The organism is Paraburkholderia strydomiana (assembly GCF_046030495.1).
In the GTDB taxonomy this organism is placed as follows: Bacteria; Pseudomonadota; Gammaproteobacteria; order Burkholderiales; family Burkholderiaceae; genus Paraburkholderia; species Paraburkholderia strydomiana_A.
The window spans coordinates 54,895-71,189 of sequence record NZ_JAQQCJ010000010.1 but is presented as its reverse complement, the minus strand read 5'-3'; the positions used below and the strand labels follow the sequence as shown (position 1 = coordinate 71,189).

General features: G+C 60.7%; 13 protein-coding genes and 2 pseudogenes. 6 read left to right on the top strand and 9 right to left on the bottom strand.

Annotated elements, in window-relative coordinates; translation table 11 throughout:
* Window positions 1-71: 71 nt before the first annotated feature.
* Together nfsB and PQQ53_RS15260 are read right to left on the bottom strand one after the other, a co-directional pair.
* A complete protein-coding gene (gene nfsB, locus PQQ53_RS15265; RefSeq protein ID WP_408324679.1) occupies window positions 72-725 on the bottom strand; it encodes an oxygen-insensitive NAD(P)H nitroreductase in 654 nt (217 codons plus the stop codon).
* A gap of 56 nt (window positions 726-781) precedes the next feature.
* Window positions 782-1,789 (bottom strand): zinc-binding alcohol dehydrogenase family protein, encoded by a 1,008-nt coding sequence (locus PQQ53_RS15260; RefSeq protein WP_408324677.1) that lies wholly within the window; start codon window positions 1,787-1,789, stop codon window positions 782-784.
* A 129-nt stretch (window positions 1,790-1,918) separates the two neighbouring features.
* On the opposite strand from PQQ53_RS15260, the gene PQQ53_RS15255 reads away from it, so the two are divergent.
* Window positions 1,919-2,839 carry a LysR family transcriptional regulator gene (locus tag PQQ53_RS15255; protein ID WP_408324675.1) on the top strand — a complete coding sequence of 307 codons (921 nt, stop codon included), beginning with the start codon at window positions 1,919-1,921 and terminating at the stop codon, window positions 2,837-2,839.
* 357 nt (window positions 2,840-3,196) lie between these two features.
* Here the strand turns inward: PQQ53_RS15255 and PQQ53_RS15250 are convergent, their stop codons facing one another.
* The 5 genes from PQQ53_RS15250 to PQQ53_RS15230 form a co-directional block, all read right to left on the bottom strand.
* Window positions 3,197-4,513 (bottom strand): MFS transporter, encoded by a 1,317-nt coding sequence (locus PQQ53_RS15250; RefSeq protein WP_408324673.1) that lies wholly within the window; start codon window positions 4,511-4,513, stop codon window positions 3,197-3,199.
* A 304-nt stretch (window positions 4,514-4,817) separates the two neighbouring features.
* Window positions 4,818-6,467, bottom strand: a complete 1,650-nt coding sequence (locus PQQ53_RS15245; protein ID WP_408144770.1) for a methyl-accepting chemotaxis protein — start codon at window positions 6,465-6,467, stop codon at window positions 4,818-4,820.
* Window positions 6,468-6,756: 289 nt separating this feature from the next.
* The gene (locus tag PQQ53_RS15240) at window positions 6,757-7,695 is read right to left on the bottom strand and encodes a dihydrodipicolinate synthase family protein (protein ID WP_408144602.1); all 939 of its coding nucleotides are present in this window, start codon (window positions 7,693-7,695) and stop codon (window positions 6,757-6,759) included.
* Between the two features lie 46 nt (window positions 7,696-7,741).
* Window positions 7,742-8,470, bottom strand: coding sequence for a ribonuclease activity regulator RraA (locus PQQ53_RS15235; RefSeq protein WP_408144600.1), 729 nt, complete (start codon window positions 8,468-8,470; stop codon window positions 7,742-7,744).
* 25 nt (window positions 8,471-8,495) lie between these two features.
* Window positions 8,496-9,281, bottom strand: coding sequence for an SDR family oxidoreductase (locus tag PQQ53_RS15230; protein WP_408324828.1), 786 nt, complete (start codon window positions 9,279-9,281; stop codon window positions 8,496-8,498).
* Between the two features lie 123 nt (window positions 9,282-9,404).
* On the opposite strand from PQQ53_RS15230, the gene PQQ53_RS15225 reads away from it, so the two are divergent.
* The 5 genes and pseudogenes from PQQ53_RS15225 to PQQ53_RS15205 all read left to right on the top strand — a co-directional run bounded on the left by PQQ53_RS15225 (window position 9,405) and on the right by PQQ53_RS15205 (window position 14,981).
* Entirely contained in the window at window positions 9,405-10,283 is an 879-nt protein-coding gene (locus PQQ53_RS15225; RefSeq protein WP_408144596.1) for a LysR family transcriptional regulator, read from the top strand.
* A 531-nt stretch (window positions 10,284-10,814) separates the two neighbouring features.
* Complete coding sequence (locus PQQ53_RS15220; protein ID WP_408324672.1) at window positions 10,815-11,822, top strand: YVTN family beta-propeller repeat protein; 1,008 nt, start codon at window positions 10,815-10,817, stop codon at window positions 11,820-11,822.
* Window positions 11,823-11,890: 68 nt separating this feature from the next.
* A complete protein-coding gene (locus PQQ53_RS15215; protein ID WP_408144592.1) occupies window positions 11,891-12,898 on the top strand; it encodes a sterol desaturase family protein in 1,008 nt (335 codons plus the stop codon).
* Between the two features lie 314 nt (window positions 12,899-13,212).
* Window positions 13,213-14,423: pseudogene (locus tag PQQ53_RS15210) on the top strand (tyrosine-type recombinase/integrase).
* Between the two features lie 330 nt (window positions 14,424-14,753).
* Window positions 14,754-14,981: a helix-turn-helix transcriptional regulator gene (locus PQQ53_RS15205; protein ID WP_408324670.1), complete on the top strand. Its 228-nt coding sequence runs from the start codon at window positions 14,754-14,756 to the stop codon at window positions 14,979-14,981.
* A gap of 71 nt (window positions 14,982-15,052) precedes the next feature.
* Here the strand turns inward: PQQ53_RS15205 and PQQ53_RS15200 are convergent.
* Window positions 15,053-15,428: pseudogene (locus tag PQQ53_RS15200) on the bottom strand (IS630 family transposase); the annotation flags it as partial.
* A gap of 107 nt (window positions 15,429-15,535) precedes the next feature.
* Window positions 15,536-16,021, bottom strand: coding sequence for a beta-ketoacyl-[acyl-carrier-protein] synthase family protein (locus PQQ53_RS15195; protein WP_408324668.1), 486 nt, complete (start codon window positions 16,019-16,021; stop codon window positions 15,536-15,538).
* Window positions 16,022-16,295: the final 274 nt, after the last annotated feature.

Sequence of the window (16,295 nt, the reverse complement as noted above, 5' to 3'; positions counted from 1 at the left end):
TCCGGAGCGACAATCGCTGAAGCGTCCAGCGTCGGCGACAGAGAAGAACCCACGGACCTCGCCTGCTACGATCACACGAAAGTGAAGACCTGTTCACGCGGCAGGCGCGACTTCGGTAGCTTGCCGTTGAAATCCTTGTCGCTGCGGCGCCCGAAAGCCGCCAGCACGACGCTCGTAAGCCCACGTTCGCGCAGCCCAAGCTCGAGGTCCAGTGCGCGCGAATCGAAGCCTTCCATCGGCGTCGCGTCGATGCCGAGCACGGCCGCGCTGACGAGCAGTCCGCCCAGCGCGAGATACACTTGCTTCTCCATCCACTGGGGCATGTCGCGCAACTCGTAGCGATGCATGTCCACATACGAGCGTCGTGTCTTATCCTGCATGTCCTTCGCTCCGTCCATCTGGAACCTCCCGTCGTGACCTTCCTGCTTGAGGATAGTGTCGAGGTGGCCCGCATCCATATCCGTGCGCATGCAAAGTGCGATCACGTGCGAGGCGTTCATCACTTTCGGTTCGTTGTATGCGTAGGCGCCTTGCGTTGCTTTGGCCATGCGCGCGCGGCCCTCCGGTGTCGACGCGACGACAAAGTGAGAAGGCTGCGAGTTGACCGAAGAGGGACTGTAGTGAAGCGCGGCGAGCAGCGCATCGACCGAGGCTTGCGGCAACGAATGACCCGGCTCAAATGCTTTCACAGTGCGACGGGTTTGCACGGCGTCAATCAAATTCATGGCGATATCTTCTTATGGAGATGACAGGTAATTGAAGCAGAAAGCCAACGGGTCACTCAAAACCCTTCGAGAACGATCTTGCCGAACGCGCGATTGCTTTCGATGAGCTCGTGCGCGCGCCGCAGGTTTGCGGCGTTGATCGCCCCAAAATGCGAGCCGAGTGTCGTACGCAGCGTGCCCGCATCGATCAGCGCGGCAATGCGCTCGAGGATCTCGTGCTGGCGGATCATATCCGGCGTTTCGAACAAAGACCGCGTGAACATGAGTTCCCAGTGCAGCGAGATTGCCTTCAACTTGAGCGGCGTCGCGTCGAGCGTTTTCGGATCGTCGATGACGCCAAGCTTGCCTTGCGGCGCGAGCACCTCGACGATCTGGGGATAGCGCTCCTCGGTATGGGTGAGGCTCGCGACATAGCGCACCTGTGCAACGCCGATCCGGCGCAACTCTTCTTGCAGCGGGCGCGTGTGATCGATGACGTCGTGCGCCCCCAGATCGCGGACCCATTCTTGCGTTTGCGGTCGTGATGCCGTGGCGATCACGCGCAGCTTCGTCAGTTGCCGCGCGAGTTGAGTGAGAATCGAGCCGACGCCGCCGGCCGCGCCGATGATCAGGAGCGCATCGCCGTCACCCCCGTTCTCGGCGACGCAGAATCGATCAAAGAGCAGCTCCCACGCCGTGACTGAAGTGAGCGGCAACGCGGCGGCACGCGCGTCATCGAGCGTGGTGGGTTGATGACCGGCGATGCGCTCGTCGACGACGCCGTACTCGGCGTAGGCGCCGGGGCAGGCGATGGAGCCGGCGTAAAACACGCGGTCGCCAACCTTGAAGAGCGTGACCGCCGCGCCGACGGCCTCGACCGTGCCGACGGCATCCCACCCAAGCAGGCGCGGCGTGTCACCGAGCATTCCCGCACGGACCTTGGTATCGACGGGATTCACGGCGATGGCGCGAATCTTCACGAGCAGATCGCGGGGCCCCGGCTCGGGCTTCGGCAAATCGGTTTCGTAGAGTGCACGCGGATCTTCGATCGGCAGGCCGGGCTGGTCGTAAACAATGGCTTTCATTTTGTGTTTCTGACGTGCTGTTCGAGAGCGAGCCGCGTGGGGCGGCCCGGAAATAGATGTGATGATGCGCCGCACAAGCCGTTCGAAAAACAGGGAAAATTGGGTAGAACTTTCACTAGAGGAATGAAAATGATCCGGTTCGACGACCTCGCGCTGTTCGTGCGCACTGCCGCGCTCGGCAGCTTCTCGAGGGCCGCCCGCGAAGCGGACCTGCTGCCAGGCCAGGTCAGCGCGGCAATTCAGAGGCTCGAACGGGAACTCGACATTCGTTTGTTCGCGCGCTCAACGCGCAGCCTGCGGCTTACTGCTCAAGGCGAGGAATATCTGCCGTACGCGAAGCAGGTGCTCGCGACATTGCAGGAGGGGCGGGAGTGTCTGCATAGCGCGGCGGATACGTTGCAGGGGCTTTTGCAAATCGCCGCGCCGTCGGATCTGGGCCGCAATGTTCTGCTGCCTTGGATCACTGCGTTTCGCGAGGCGCATCCGAAGCTGTCGGTGCGGCTCTTTCTGTCCGATCAACTGACCGACATGTTTCGCGATCCGGTCGAGATCGCCATCCGCTACGGCCGCGCCGACAACGCGAGCTATGTCGCGCTGCCGCTCGCGAGCGACAATCGGCGTGTGCTCGTCGCTTCGCCCGCCTATCTGCAACGGCATGGCCGGCCGCGCACGCTGGACGAACTGGCGGTGCACCAATGCCTGCTCTATGTTCTGGGCGGACGTGTCTACGACAAGTGGATGTTCCCTGTGGGGGGCGAACTCCGCCAGGTCGCCGTGGTCGGGTCGCTCTTTTGCGACGACGCGGACGTGGCACGGCGCTGGGCGATCGAGGGCCACGGTATCGCATACAAGTCGTGGCTCGACGTGTGCGCAGACGTGCAGGCGGGCCGACTCGAAGTGCTGATGCCCGAGCAGCCCGGCGAGGCCGCACCGCTGAATCTGATCTGCGCGCATCGCAAGCAGTTCCTTCCCGCGATCCGGCAACTGCATGAAGTGCTGAAGGAGCGCGTCTCGGTGCTGGCAGCGCTGTTGCCGACGTATGGGGCTTAGTACGGACAGCCGTAGATGGAAGGAAACCGGCGGTATGCAGCCACGGCGCCCGCAATGGCACTGCAGGGCGCTTCGAGCCGGTCGGTCACCCGATTGCCATGGCCAACCACGGACTCGCCGCCGTTCGGCAGCACGCGGGCCAAATTGTCGTTTAGAGGAGTCGACCGGATCTGAGGCTGGGAATGCGGTCGGGAAACATAATGCGATGAAAAAAGCGGAAATCGAAAAACGCCCTATCACGGGCACGGCTGGCTACGACGTGATGGCATCTTACGCGAGCACCCCGCCAACGTGACGGAGCCGCCGCGCCGCACACGGGTTGTGCGGCGCGCAGCGGCATCACGGCGACAACTCGATCTAGTGTTGACTGGCGTCGAGGACGCTAAATGACGCAGACTCTGCGTCTCGCCGCGGCCGAATGAAAAGGAGCGTGACAAGCAGGGCCGCCACGCAGAAGCCGGCCAACGCGAGGAGTCCGTCTGCATAGCTATCGGACGACGTCTTGAACAGTCCCACGAGATAGGGGCCGGCGAAACCGCCCAGGTTGCCGATCGAGTTGATGAAGGCGATCCCGCCAGCAACGGCTGGGCCGCGCAAATATGAAGCCGGCAATGTCCAGAACGGACCCTTGCAACCAAAGATGCCGATAGCCGCGACGCTCAACGCCACGATAGACCAGATGGACGCCCCCAGGATACTGGCGCCGACCAACCCCGCGGCGGCCAGTACCATCGTGCCGGCGAGAAACCATCGGCGTTCGTTGAATCGATCCGACAGGTTGCCGATTACCAGCATGCCCAGGCAACCGGCGATATACGGTATCGACGTGATCAGGCCAACCGCGACGGTGCTGTAGCCTTGCTGCTTGATGATCTGCGGTAAGAAAAACGACAACCCGAGGTTCGCACCCGTTGCGCAGAAATAGATGAAGGCAAGCAGGATGACGGACGGGTTCAGCAAAGCCTTGCCCAACGCGGAGATTTTGCCGCTGGTGCCTGGCGCGGCGTCATCGGCGGCGAGTTCGCGCTTCAGCCAGTCTCGCTCCTGGTCAGTCAGCCAGCGTGCCCGATCCGGGCTGTCCGTCAGCAGTCCCAGCGCCACGAACGCGCCGAGCAAGGCAGGCAAGCCTTCAATGATGAATAGCCATTGCCAGCCCTTGAGGCCTAATGCGCCATTGATCCCGAGAACCAGTGTCGAGAGCGGCGCACCCACGGCGATCGAAACCGGGATGGAAAGCATGAAAGCCGAAATGATGCGCGCCCGATAACGCACGGGAAACCAGTAGGTCAGGTACAGGATCACGCCGGGGAAAAAGCCTGCCTCGGCCACACCGAGCAGGAACCGGAGCACGATAAAGCTGACGGGCCCGGTCACGAGCGCCATCGCGCACGCCAGAACGCCCCAGGTAAAAAGAATGCGGGCGATCCATTTTCGTGCGCCCACTCGCGCCATCAGCATGTTGCTCGGGATTTCGAAAATGAAGTACCCGAAAAAGAAGATGCCTGCGCCCCAACCGAACAGGTACGGCGTGAGGCCGATATCCCGGTTCATCGTGAGGGCGGCGAATCCCACGTTGATGCGGTCGATGAACGAGATGACATACAGGACCATCAGAAGCGGAATCACGCGCCAGAAAATCTTGCGTATGACCGTCTTTTCGCTGAGCTTTTGCATAGTATCCAAGGACGCGATCGTCGAAATGCCAGCTGCGCGCCGGCATGTTATTCAAGTTGCTTGCTCGCTGGCGAGGCGCCGTCTCCCGACAGGAAACCTGGAACCAGCCGCTAGTGAACGACCTCCCATTCTGTTGCCGGGATATCCGTTGCGCTCACGCTGTGCCGCAAACCGTTGCTTACGGCCTGAGCCGTCAAGAATGCAAAATCATGGCAAATCACCCGAGGTCCAGGTCATGCCGCGGCGCGTTCGCAGGCGGGAGCACGACTGCACTGACAGTGCTCCTTTCGTCGATGCCGATGAGTTAGAACCGGGTCGCAGCCAAGCGATTCAAGGCCATATCGGGCACGGCCGGTCCGTGACGCGGCGCCGCGGTATTCGCCTCGCGTGTCGCGCTGTCGCCCTTAACCTTGAATACCGCCACTGCATGTCGCAGGAGCTGAGCCTGCTCAGCCATCATCTGCGCAGTGGCGGTGGCTTCTTCGACTAGCGCGGCATTTTGTTGCGTCACGTGATCCATTTGACTGACCGCCTGATTGACCTGACCGATACCCGTGCTCTGCTCGGCCGACGCAGCCGAAATTTCGCTCATGATTGCCGTCACGCGGCTAACTGAGGCGACAACCTCTTCGATGGTGCTACCCGCTTCTTCGACAAGTTTTGATCCCGCATCGACCCGACTGACCGACTCGCTGATCAACTGCTTTATTTCCTTGGCGGCCGTCGCACTACGTTGTGCGAGGGCCCGGACTTCACCGGCCACGACGGCAAAGCCGCGACCCTGCTCGCCGGCTCGCGCCGCTTCGACGGCAGCATTGAGCGCGAGAATATTGGTCTGGAACGCAATGCCTTCAATCACGGTAATGATCTCGGCGACCTGCGCCGAACTGCCGGAGATCCCGCGCATTGTCTCGACGACCCGGCCGACGACTTCGCCGCCGCGTTGTGCGACGCGCGATGCGGTGTCGGCAATCGACGTTGCCTGGCGGGCGTTCTCAGCGTTGTGCTGAACCGCGCCGGTCAGCTGCTCCATGCTCGAAGCCGTTTGCTCCAGCGACGCGGCCTGTTCTTCCGTGCGCTGGGACAGGTCGGTGGTGCCCGCCGCAATCTGATTGGTCGCCGTTGCGATCGCGTCGGTAGACACGATGATCTTGCCGATTGTCGACGTGAGCTGTTCTTGCATCTGCTTCATGGAGTACAGCATGCTTGAACGGTCAGTCGGCGCCGTCACGACCGTCGCGCTTAGGTCGCCGCTAGCGATCTGGGTAGCGATCCGGGCGGCCAGTGACGGCTCCCCACCCAGACTCCGGCGTACACTGCGGCTGATAAGCAGCATCGCCGCTGAAACCACCGAGCCGATGCCGAGCACGATCAACAGGTATTCCAGCAACTTCTCGTAGAACGAGTCGGAAACGTCCGTCAAATAGAGGCCCGAATCGATATACCAGTCCCAGGGCTTGAACTGTTTCACGAACGCAAGCTTCGTCTCATATTTGTACCCTGAGCCGTTCGGAACGCGCCCTACGAATTCGGCATAGCCTTCGCCGTTGGTCTGCGCAGCCCGGACCTGTTCAACGAACAGCAACTTACCGTCGGGATCTTTGGCTTGGCTCACATCCTTGTTGAGCAGATCCGGGAGGGTGGGGTGCATGAGCACGGTCGGATGTGAGTCGAGGATAAAGACATAACCCCCTTTGCCGTAGCGCATCGCTTTCAACCGTGCCATTGCCTGTTTCTTTGCTTCGTCGACGGTAATCTCGTGGCGATCCGCTTGCGCGGCCAGGTCGCTGACGATTGCCGAAGCCGTTTCGACGACGCTTCGGATCGTGGCTTTACGTTCGGCGAGCATGGTCGAACGGGACTCGATCACTGCGCTGCCTGCGAGAAGCAGAAGACCCACCCACATGACGGCAAGTGCAGCCCATAACTTTGCGTTCAAACTCAGGCGACTCACTATCAATTCCTCCCCGGTGGCATGATTGAAACGAATGAACTCTGTCGGATGCCTGAGTAGTTTCCCAAGCATTCCCTAAGTGCTATCGGTCGAAGCTGGGTCATTCTTTAGACAAATCGCGCAATTTTATTTGCGTCTCGTTCAATCGCTGAAGACGGCATCGTTGGCTTACAATATGTAACTAGGATGCCTAATCAAAACATCATTTATTGCCTGGATGTCGGGTCGCATCTCGCGGGCCCTGTGAGCGCGAAAGTGCCGGTTCCGCGCGGCCAGGCGGCATTCCAGCCTACTGGATCTCTTGCAGTCGCCGAGTCTGCCGTCTCACCAGACGGTCGATGTCCGCGATGTCCGCTTCAGACAGTTTGGGGCCGGGTTTGCGCAGCGCGGCCGATGCGATCACACCGCGTTGCGCCATGAGGTATTTCCTGACTGCCAGGCCGATATTCGATTGTTGTTCATAGCGCGCGAGCGGCAAATAGGCATCGAAAATGTCATGTGCTTTTTCGATATCTCCGCTTGCATGCGCATGACAGACATCCACCATCATTTCCGGATATGCAAAACCGGTCATTGCACCGTCCGCGCCGCGCGTGAGCTCTTCAGGAAGGAACAGGCCGCCGCCGTTGCCCGTCAAGATCGACACGCGTTTCAGATCGCCTTTGTCGCTGGCCGCCCTGAGCGCCGACAGTTTGGCCAGACCGGGTGAATCTTCGTGCTTGAGCATCACACAGGCCGGGGAGTTCTTCAGCACGCGCAGCACCACGGAAGTGGACATCTGCACGCCCGTAGATACCGGATGGTCCTGCAGCACCCACGGACAGTCCGCGCCGAGTGTCGTGTTGACCATGTCGAAGTAAGCGACGATCTGGTCGTCGGTGCGCAGCGTCGGAGCGGGCGCGACCATGACACCGGAGGCGCCCAAATCCATCACGCTGGTACTCAGCTCGCGCATCGGCGCGAAGCCCGCCGCCGACGCGCCGACAATCACGGGCACGCGGCCCGCCACGCGCGCCAGTACGCGCTTGACGAAGGTGCGCGATTCTTCAGCGGTGAGTTTCGTCGCTTCCCCAAGGATGCCGAGAATCGTCAAACCTGTTGCTCTGGACTCCAGATAAAAGTCGACCATGCGATCGGTGCTGGCAAGATCGAGTTCACCGCTTTCGGTGAACGGGGTCACAGCGATCACAAACACGCCTTTGGCATCGGCGTTCAACACGTTGCTCATATGCGACTCTCAATTTTATGGAGCTGTGGCGCAGAGGATGGCGGCGTCACAGTCCTTCTCGTTGCGCGATTTCAGCTTCATAACGCGCTTTGGTCTCGGCGTTCGGCGGATAAAGTCCGGGCAGAGGAGCACCGTTCTTCACTTGTCGCACAGCCCATTCTTCAAAGCGCTCCTTGCGCGCGGCGAGCTCGACCACTTCGTCGAGCAGCGCGGCGGGGATCAGCACGGCGCCGTCTGCATCGGCGACCACGACATCGTTTGGAAATACGGCGACTCCGCCGCATGCAATCGGCTCTTGCCAGTTGACAAAGGTCAGCGCCGCGACGGAGGCGGGCGCGGCAGTGCCGCGACACCAGACCGGCAGGCCCGTGTCGATCACGCCCACCAGGTCGCGAACGACGCCGTCCGTGATAAGTGCGCTGACACCGCGTTTTTGCATCCGCGCGCACAGAATGTCGCCGAAAATCCCTGCGTCGGTGACACCCATGGCATCCACGACGGCGATGCACCCCGCGGGCATGGCTTCGATTGCTGTGCGCGTCGAGACGGGCGAAGCCCAGGCGGCCGGTGTGGCGAGATCTTCGCGTGCAGGGACGAAGCGCAGCGTAAAAGCGCGTCCGGCCTGACGCGTCCGATTGCCCGCAAGCGGTGCTGGCCCACGCATCCAGACGTTCCGAAGCCCTTTTTCCAGTAGGACCGTCGACAGGGTAGCCGTGGTAATGCCGACGAGCGCGTGCGCGATGTCGGGATGCAGTTGAAGTGTCTCGGTGGTCATAAGCAAGGTTCCGTGAACTAATTCGTCAAACGCTGGTTATCAGCCCGCCGTCGATGCGAACCACCGAGCCGGTGACATAGGCCGCCTGCACGCTCGCGAGGAAGGTGACCACAGCTGCGTACTCTTTCGGATCGCCGTAGCGCCCGACTGGAATCGACGCCACGCTTTCGCTGCTGACCTCGGCGACGCTGCGGCCTTCACGCTTTGCTTTCTGCTCGTCGAGGAAAGTGATGCGCGGCGTCGCGATGCGGCCTGGCAGGACGATGTTGGCCGTGATGCCGTCGCGGCCGACTTCGCGCGCGAGTGTCTTCGACCAGCCCACGAGGGACATCCGCAACGCATTCGAGATGCCGAGCCCCGGGATCGGGGAGACGACGCCGGACGACGTGCTGGTGATCACCCGCCCCCATTTGCGCGCGCGCATGCCGGGCAACACCCGGTCCGTGATAGCGATGACCGACAACACCATCGACTCGAAGCTCCTGGTCCATAGATCGACAGACTGTCCGGCAGCGGGCGTCGGCGGAGGACCACCGGTGTTGTTGACCAGGATGTCGACGCCACCCAACGCGTCTTCGATTGCCTGTATCCGGCGGTCTATTACGCTAAGGTCCGACAGATCCCACTGCAGCGGCAGCGCGGCAGAGCCGGTTGCACGAATATCCGTCACGGTTTGCACCAGCGCATCTTCGTTGATATCGGCAACGACGACTTTCGCGCCCTCGGCAGCGAGCGTTCGCGCAATGCCGCCGCCCAATCCGCCTGCCGCGCCAAACACTAGCGCTGTCTTTCCTGCAATTCCAAAATCCACGTTTCGAACTCCATAAGTGTGTGCCGTTTTCACGCCGACAGCGAGCAGACGCGCTAGTATAGGCAGCCAGAACTTCGATACCAAACGCATAAATTTCTGTCTAAGCATAGAAAATATCGATATATGATTCGCTATCTCCGAACCTTCGTCGTCGCTGCGGAAACGGAATCCTTTTCCGCGGCGGCCAATCGCCTGAGGCTCACCCAATCCGCAGTAAGCACACAGATCCGGCGACTCGAAGACGAGTTGGGCTACGCGTTGTTCACCCGCACCGGCAGATCGGTCACGCTCAGTGACGAAGGGGCAGACGTGCTCGAGCAGGCAGCGCGTATTCTCGAATCGTTCGAAGGATTGAAGCTGCGCAATCAGACCGGCGTAGATAGGGGCGCAATGAGTCTCGGGGTGATCGCCACTGTGCAGAACAGCTTCCTGCCGGCAGCGCTGCTGCGTTTCCGGCGCGAACAGCCCGTCGCGCATCTCAACATCGCCCCCGGCACATCGCTTCAATTGCTGACGTGGGTCGATTCGCACGAGCTGGATATGGCCGTCATGATCAAACCTCGCCTCGGCCTGACTTCCGACCTGAAATGGATCCCGCTGATGGAGGAGCGCTATGTCGGCGTGGCACCCGTGGACTGGCCGAGCGATCTGGGTGACCTGTTTCGCGAGCGGCCCTTTATCCGCTATGACCGCCGTTCTCACGGCGGCCACCTCGTTGACCGCTTTCTCAAGGAGCACGGCTTATGGACAAGGGACAGCATCGAAGTGGATGAACCCGCGGTCATTCTGAAGATGGTCAGCCAGGGACTGGGCTGTTCGATCATTCCCGGCGAACTGGTACCGGTGAGCGACACACCGGGGATCAAGGTTCTACAGTTGCCGGGCCGTCCGCTTGTCCGGGAAGTTGGGATTCTGGTCCGGCTTTCGGCCAAGAGCAGGCCGTCAACAACGATGCTCATTGAGAGTCTTGCGGCCGAAGCGCGCAACTTTCAGCGGCGGTAGCGCGGTCGGCAGCCTTTGCTGTCGCGCCTCGAGTCATCCGCTGGCCAGTCATGCGTGTCCGGCCTGGATTGGTATCGCGGACACCGGCGCTCGCAAGCACAGACGGCTCACAGGAGAGCGGTCTGGCTGGTGTGTCGAACCTCGTGTCGAAGAATGAAATCGTGGCCAACTACTAAACGGCTTCGCCAGGAATCTGCTTGCACATCCCGCTTCGTAACTGGCGCATGACAGTAGGCTCACGGCGTCTCTCCGTACGACGCGCAATACAGAACGATTTGGTCCCACACCAGGTCCCAGCCAAAGCAGCAACTCGCTCATCGAAGCGGCGAATCGGATCGCGTGAACGTTGCATTGCCAATGCAGTCGTATGCGAAACAGCCGCCGCAATTTTCGCATCTGGCCTGACCTGTCGTGTCATCGGTCGCGGCGTTACAAACGTTGAATGATGATGGTATCGACCGCGGTCGATGAGACCCTGCCATTTTCATTACATTCAACCTCAAAGTAACTTCCCTCGTGATTACGATCCCAATGCCATCTTCTTTCGTTTTCATTAAAAGGATCGGAGCGCTCGCCGCGCTGAGCGGTATCCTGGCCGTGGCGAATTGTGCGAATGCCGCTGATAACGTGATCGTTCTCGATTCAGGTGAATCGCAACTGACGCTGATCGACGAGGCCACGCATAAGGTTATCGGCACGGAGCCGACCGGCAAGGAACCGCACCATCTGATGATCACGCCCGACGGCCGCTCGCTGATCGTTGCCGATTCGGTGTCGAATAACCTGATGTTTCTCGACCCGCATAGCGGCAAGGTGCAGCGTACTGCGCAGGACATCGAAGACCCGTATCAACTTGGCTTCTCTCCTGATCACAAGTGGTTTGTCACGGCTGCGCTGCGCATGGACCGTGTCGACATCTACCGCTATGACGGCACGAATATGGCGCTGGTCAAGCATATTGAACTGGCGAAGACTCCTAGCCACATGACGTTCGCTTCGGACAACCGCACCGTGTTCGTCACGTTGCAGGATTCCGGCGAACTCGCGGCGATCGATCTGCCGACCCAGAAAGTGCTTTGGAAAATGCACGTGGGCGATGAACCCGCAGGTCTGTGGATGACCCCCGGCGACCGCTACCTGCTGGTCGGCATGACCGGCGAAGACGACGTGACCGTGGTGGACTGGCACAGGCAGCAGGTCGTCAAGAAGATCCACACGGGCCGTGGCGCGCACAATTTCCGCAACCTCGATGACGGCAAGCATGTGGTGGTCTCCAATCGCGTCGAAAGCACCATCAGCATCATCGACTACACCACGCTCACCAATACCGGCGATATCACGGGCCTGATGCCTGGGCCCGACGACATGGAACTAACGCCCGACAAGCGCTATCTATGGGTGGGGTTCCGATTCGCGAAGCACGTGGGCATCATCGATCTGACCACCCGCAAGCTGATCGACACTATTGCGGTGGGCCGCTCTCCGCACGGCATCTATTTCGACAATCGCGCGCCGGTCGTGTCGCCCAATCCGGACTAAGCTGGGCGAGTCGTCTAGAACTTGCCGTTACATGAGCAGCGGCAGAACCGAAAAACATGAGGATTCCGATGTTTCATGAAATCGTCGCACAACTCGACAATATGGTGTCCGCGCTGCAGACGCTGTTATATGTCGATGTCGTGCAGCCGTTCTTCTATCGCTTCGGCTTGATGGGTTACGATGAAGACACTTATGACGCGCTGTACTGGGTGATCATCGGCGTGCTGGAAATCGTCGTGACGTATCTCGCGTTACGGCCGCTCGAAGCGCTGCGCCCCATCGAGCTATGGCCGGATCGCAGGGCGCTGCGCGCCGACGTGATCTACACGTGGATCACCAAGCTCGGCATCATCAATATTGCGTTCTTTTTCATGCTGCAGCCTCTGTTCGATCACTGGCAGAGTCTGATCGCGATCTACGGCATACCGAACATCGATATCGACAACCTCTGGCCAGGCGTGACGGATCAGCCAGTCGTATCGTTCCTGATCTACCTGGTCGTGCTCGATTTCGCCGGCTACTGGTATCACCGCTGGCAGCATCGTTTCGGAGTGTGGTGGGAACTGCATGCGGTGCATCACAGCCAGCAGCAGATGTCGTTGTGGGCCGATGACCGCAATCACTTTCTCGACGACATCATCCAGATAGCGTTCTTTGCGGCGATCTCGCTGTTTATCGGCGTGCAGCCGAACCAGTTCGTGGTACTGGTCGCAGTCAGCAACTTCATGCAGAGTATCCAGCACGTCAATGCACGACTGCCGTATGGCTGGCTGCTCGAGCGCATCATCGTCAGCCCGATCTTTCACCGTCGCCACCATGCGGTGGGCTACGGCCATGAAGGCAGCGCTTACGGTTGCAATTTCGGTGTGCTATTTCCGTGGTGGGATATGTTGTTCCGCACCGCTTCATGGAACCCCGTCGTCGAGCCGACCGGCATCCGCGACCAACTCCCCGCGCCGCATGGTCCGGGACGTTCGTATGGCAATGGATTGATCGCGCAGCAGTGGCACGCATTCGGCAGAATTGCGAAGCGTTTGCGCGGGCAAAGAAATTACGCGGCTGGTGCCGTGGAGTGAGTGCAGCCGGCGTAGCGCACCTTGTTGTTGCGGTCGTACGGAACCGCGCAGCATGTTTGCGACTCGGCTAAAGAAGAGAGGCGGCCCCGCGATGCTGGCCCAGGGCGCAAATGTGACTGTGTCCATAACGGGAATCATGGGCAAAGTGAGCGGATTCGTCTCCGCCAGGAGTCCTTCCCGGAGCAGTCCACACTGTCTCGGGACCGACCCCGGAAGGCCGCCACATGGGCCTTTCGGGGTTTTTTCTTTTGCCGGACCTTCCCGCCCTGTCCCACTGAATGGCAAGCAGAAGTATGGGTAGAAAGGAGGCAGTCATGAGCACGACTTCACGCTCCATCCACCGTCTTTCCGCGCTCGGCGTCGCGCGTCTGACGAAGCCTGGTTATTACTGCGATGGCGGCGGACTGTACCTTCAGGTATCCCCGGCGCGCACGCGCTCGTGGGTCTACCGCTTCAGGCGGGCCGGCCGGCTGCGCGAAATGGGCCTGGGCCCGTTGCTCACGGTGACGCTGACCGATGCGCGCGCGCGTGCTGCACTATGCAGGAAGCTGGTTCTCGACGGCGTCGATCCCATTGAGGCTCGCCAGAAGGAGCGTGCGCAGCAGCGCGTGCTTGAGGCCCGGACGAAGACATTCGACGAATGCACGACAGCCTTCATCAAGGCGAACCGCGTCGGTTGGAAAAACGAAAAGCATGTGACGCAATGGGAGAACACGCTGGCCACCTATGCTTCACCGGTCATCGGGCACCTTCCCGTGCGTGACATCGACACGGGGCTGATCGTCAGCGTCCTCGATCCGATCTGGCAGACCAAGCCCGAGACCGCAAGTCGTGTGCGGGGGCGTGTCGAGTCGGTACTGGACTGGGCAACGGCGCACCGGTACAGGGAAGGGGAGAACCCGGCGCGCTGGAAAGGGCATCTGGACAAGATCCTGCCCGCGCGCACGAAGGTACGCAAGGCCCGGCATCATGCGTTGCCCTACGGCGAAGCATCCGCATTCATGAATGCCCTGAAGGAGCAGGACGGTCTCGCGGCACGTGCGCTGGAGCTGCTGATTCTCACCGCGACCAGGACCAATGAAGTGATCGGTGTAGTGCGCAGCGAATTCGACCTTGAGCGGGCCATGTGGACGATTCCCGCAGAACGGATGAAGGCCGAACGTCCACATCGGGTTCCACTGTCTGCATCAGCCCTCGTACGCGTGCGTACGCTGCTTGACGGGGCGGACGGCGATCTGGTCTTTCCCGGTGCGAAGAAGGGCAAACCACTGTCCAACATGGCGATGCTCCCGTGCTTCGGCGCATGAAACGAGACGACCTCACGGTACATGGCTTTCGTTCGACCTTCCGCGACTGGGCGGCAGAATGTACGACGTACCCCAACGAAATGGCCGAGATGGCGCTCGCGCATGCTGTGGACGACAAGGTTGAGGCCGCGTATCGTCGCGGGGACATGTTCCAGCGACGCAGACAGATGATGGACGACTGGGCGATGTACTGCGCGAGGAAGGCAAAAGCGGCCTGATGTTGTGCGGGTCGCCGCCCTGCTGTGGCGAAGCGGCGCGGGAGGGTCGCACAGGCCGTGCGTCTGCTCCGGGTGGATTTTGTCCGCCTGGGCCCGGGAGTTACATCGCCGCAAATCGCAAGGTTTTGCTCCCTGCCGGCTTTGTCGGAGCAAGGTTTAACCGATCGTCACCGGACGTGGGAACAGCAGGGAATTCGGGGGACGTCGTTTTCGGACGATGACTCCGGATTCGGGCAATTTTCTTCCGCACAGCGCGTTTGCGACACCGTCAGCAGGAAGCTAGATTGGTGACATCTGGGGCGATCCGGGCGTAGTCAGGAGGACTTAGCGATGGCTGAACAGATTGTTGAACGCGCAGGCGCGAAAGCGCGCCTGATTCGCCTTCGCGAGGTACGTACCCGCGTTGGTCTCGGTGCAAGCACCGTCTACCGCTATCTGGCAGCAGGGAAGTTCCCACGGCCGGTGGCGATCGGTGGCGGCAGGGTTGCGTGGCTTGAAAGCGAGATTGATGCGTGGATTGCCAGTTGCTTGGAAGCCGCGCGGCGCGAGCCGGGATGATGCAGCTCATTCTGTCGCTGCGAGTACGACCTTGTTACCCTGGCATCACGTTGTACCCGTGCTTCGTAACGCTAGTGCAGTGTTCCATTCTGTCTGGCACTCAAGCGGCTGTTGGCACGAGTGACCTTCTGCAGGATATCGTGAGCGCTCCTGGTCCAGATGGACGGCTTGGGGTTGGTGTTGTGATGTACGACGTACTCATCGATGGCAGCGACGAGTTCGGGTACGCTGACGACCACACCTAGATGCAACCGCTCGGTGGTGATGTCACGCAAGAACCGCTCGACCATGTTCAGCCACGACGCCGAAGTGGGCATGAAGCCACTCGATGTGGGTATGGTGCTGCTGGCACTGGCCGATGACCTGGCCGTCCAGCGCGTTGAGCGCGGCAAACAGCGTGGTCGTGCCATTGCGCCTGTAGTCATGAGTCGTGGCGGCCGCGCGCCCGTTCAGCACAGTGGTGGTCTCCTGCCGGGTTCGCCTTCCCCAGCTCCGGACGTCGTCGATGCGTTGGGGAAAATGGAAGGCGACGTGCGCGATGCCGAGATCGGGGATCATGAGACGGGCTGGACGTCATCCTGCTGATAAAGAGCGGGCGCGCCGCGCGCCTCCAGCAGTGCGGTGCCGACAAAACCGCTGATCCCGTAGCCCCACAGCAGCACGCGGTGCGTTCGGCAACAGGCGGCGCGGCCGAGCATCTGTACGAGGCGTACGATGGATTCGGCGGCGCCGAGATGAATGCAATGTTCATGCTGCGCACCTGTGTCCGGCCGGCCGAGCAGGTCGGATACTGCAGCCGTGAGCGACGGAATGCCTGGGTGCCCGATAACTTCGTCAATATCCTCGTGACAAAGACCGTGTCGCGCGAGCAGAGACTCGATCATCGATAGCAGGGCGAATGTCCGACCATCGGGGGTTCCGCCTGCACGGCGACAGATGTCAACGGGAACGTGCCGGGCTGCCGCATCGAGCAACTGCAGGCCACCTGTTCCGTGGTCGGTCCTTTCGACGAGCAGTGCACCTGCGGCGTCACCATGCACGATGCCAGGTCCGCATAGTCTGGAAAACGGTGGGTACCACTTCTCGGCCGCGGCGACCAGTATCGTATGGATGTCGGGTTCAGCGCCGAACAGGTCGGCCGCAAGCCTTAATGCAGTGAATGGCGATACACCATGCTGTTGCGAGACCGAAAAAGGAAAGCACGGCGTACCGACTTCGGCACACAGCCGTCCACGTCAGTGTGGATGTGGATTTATGCCTCTTCTATACCGACGCCTGACGCGTATAACAGTTGAGGGAACACCATGAGGCGTG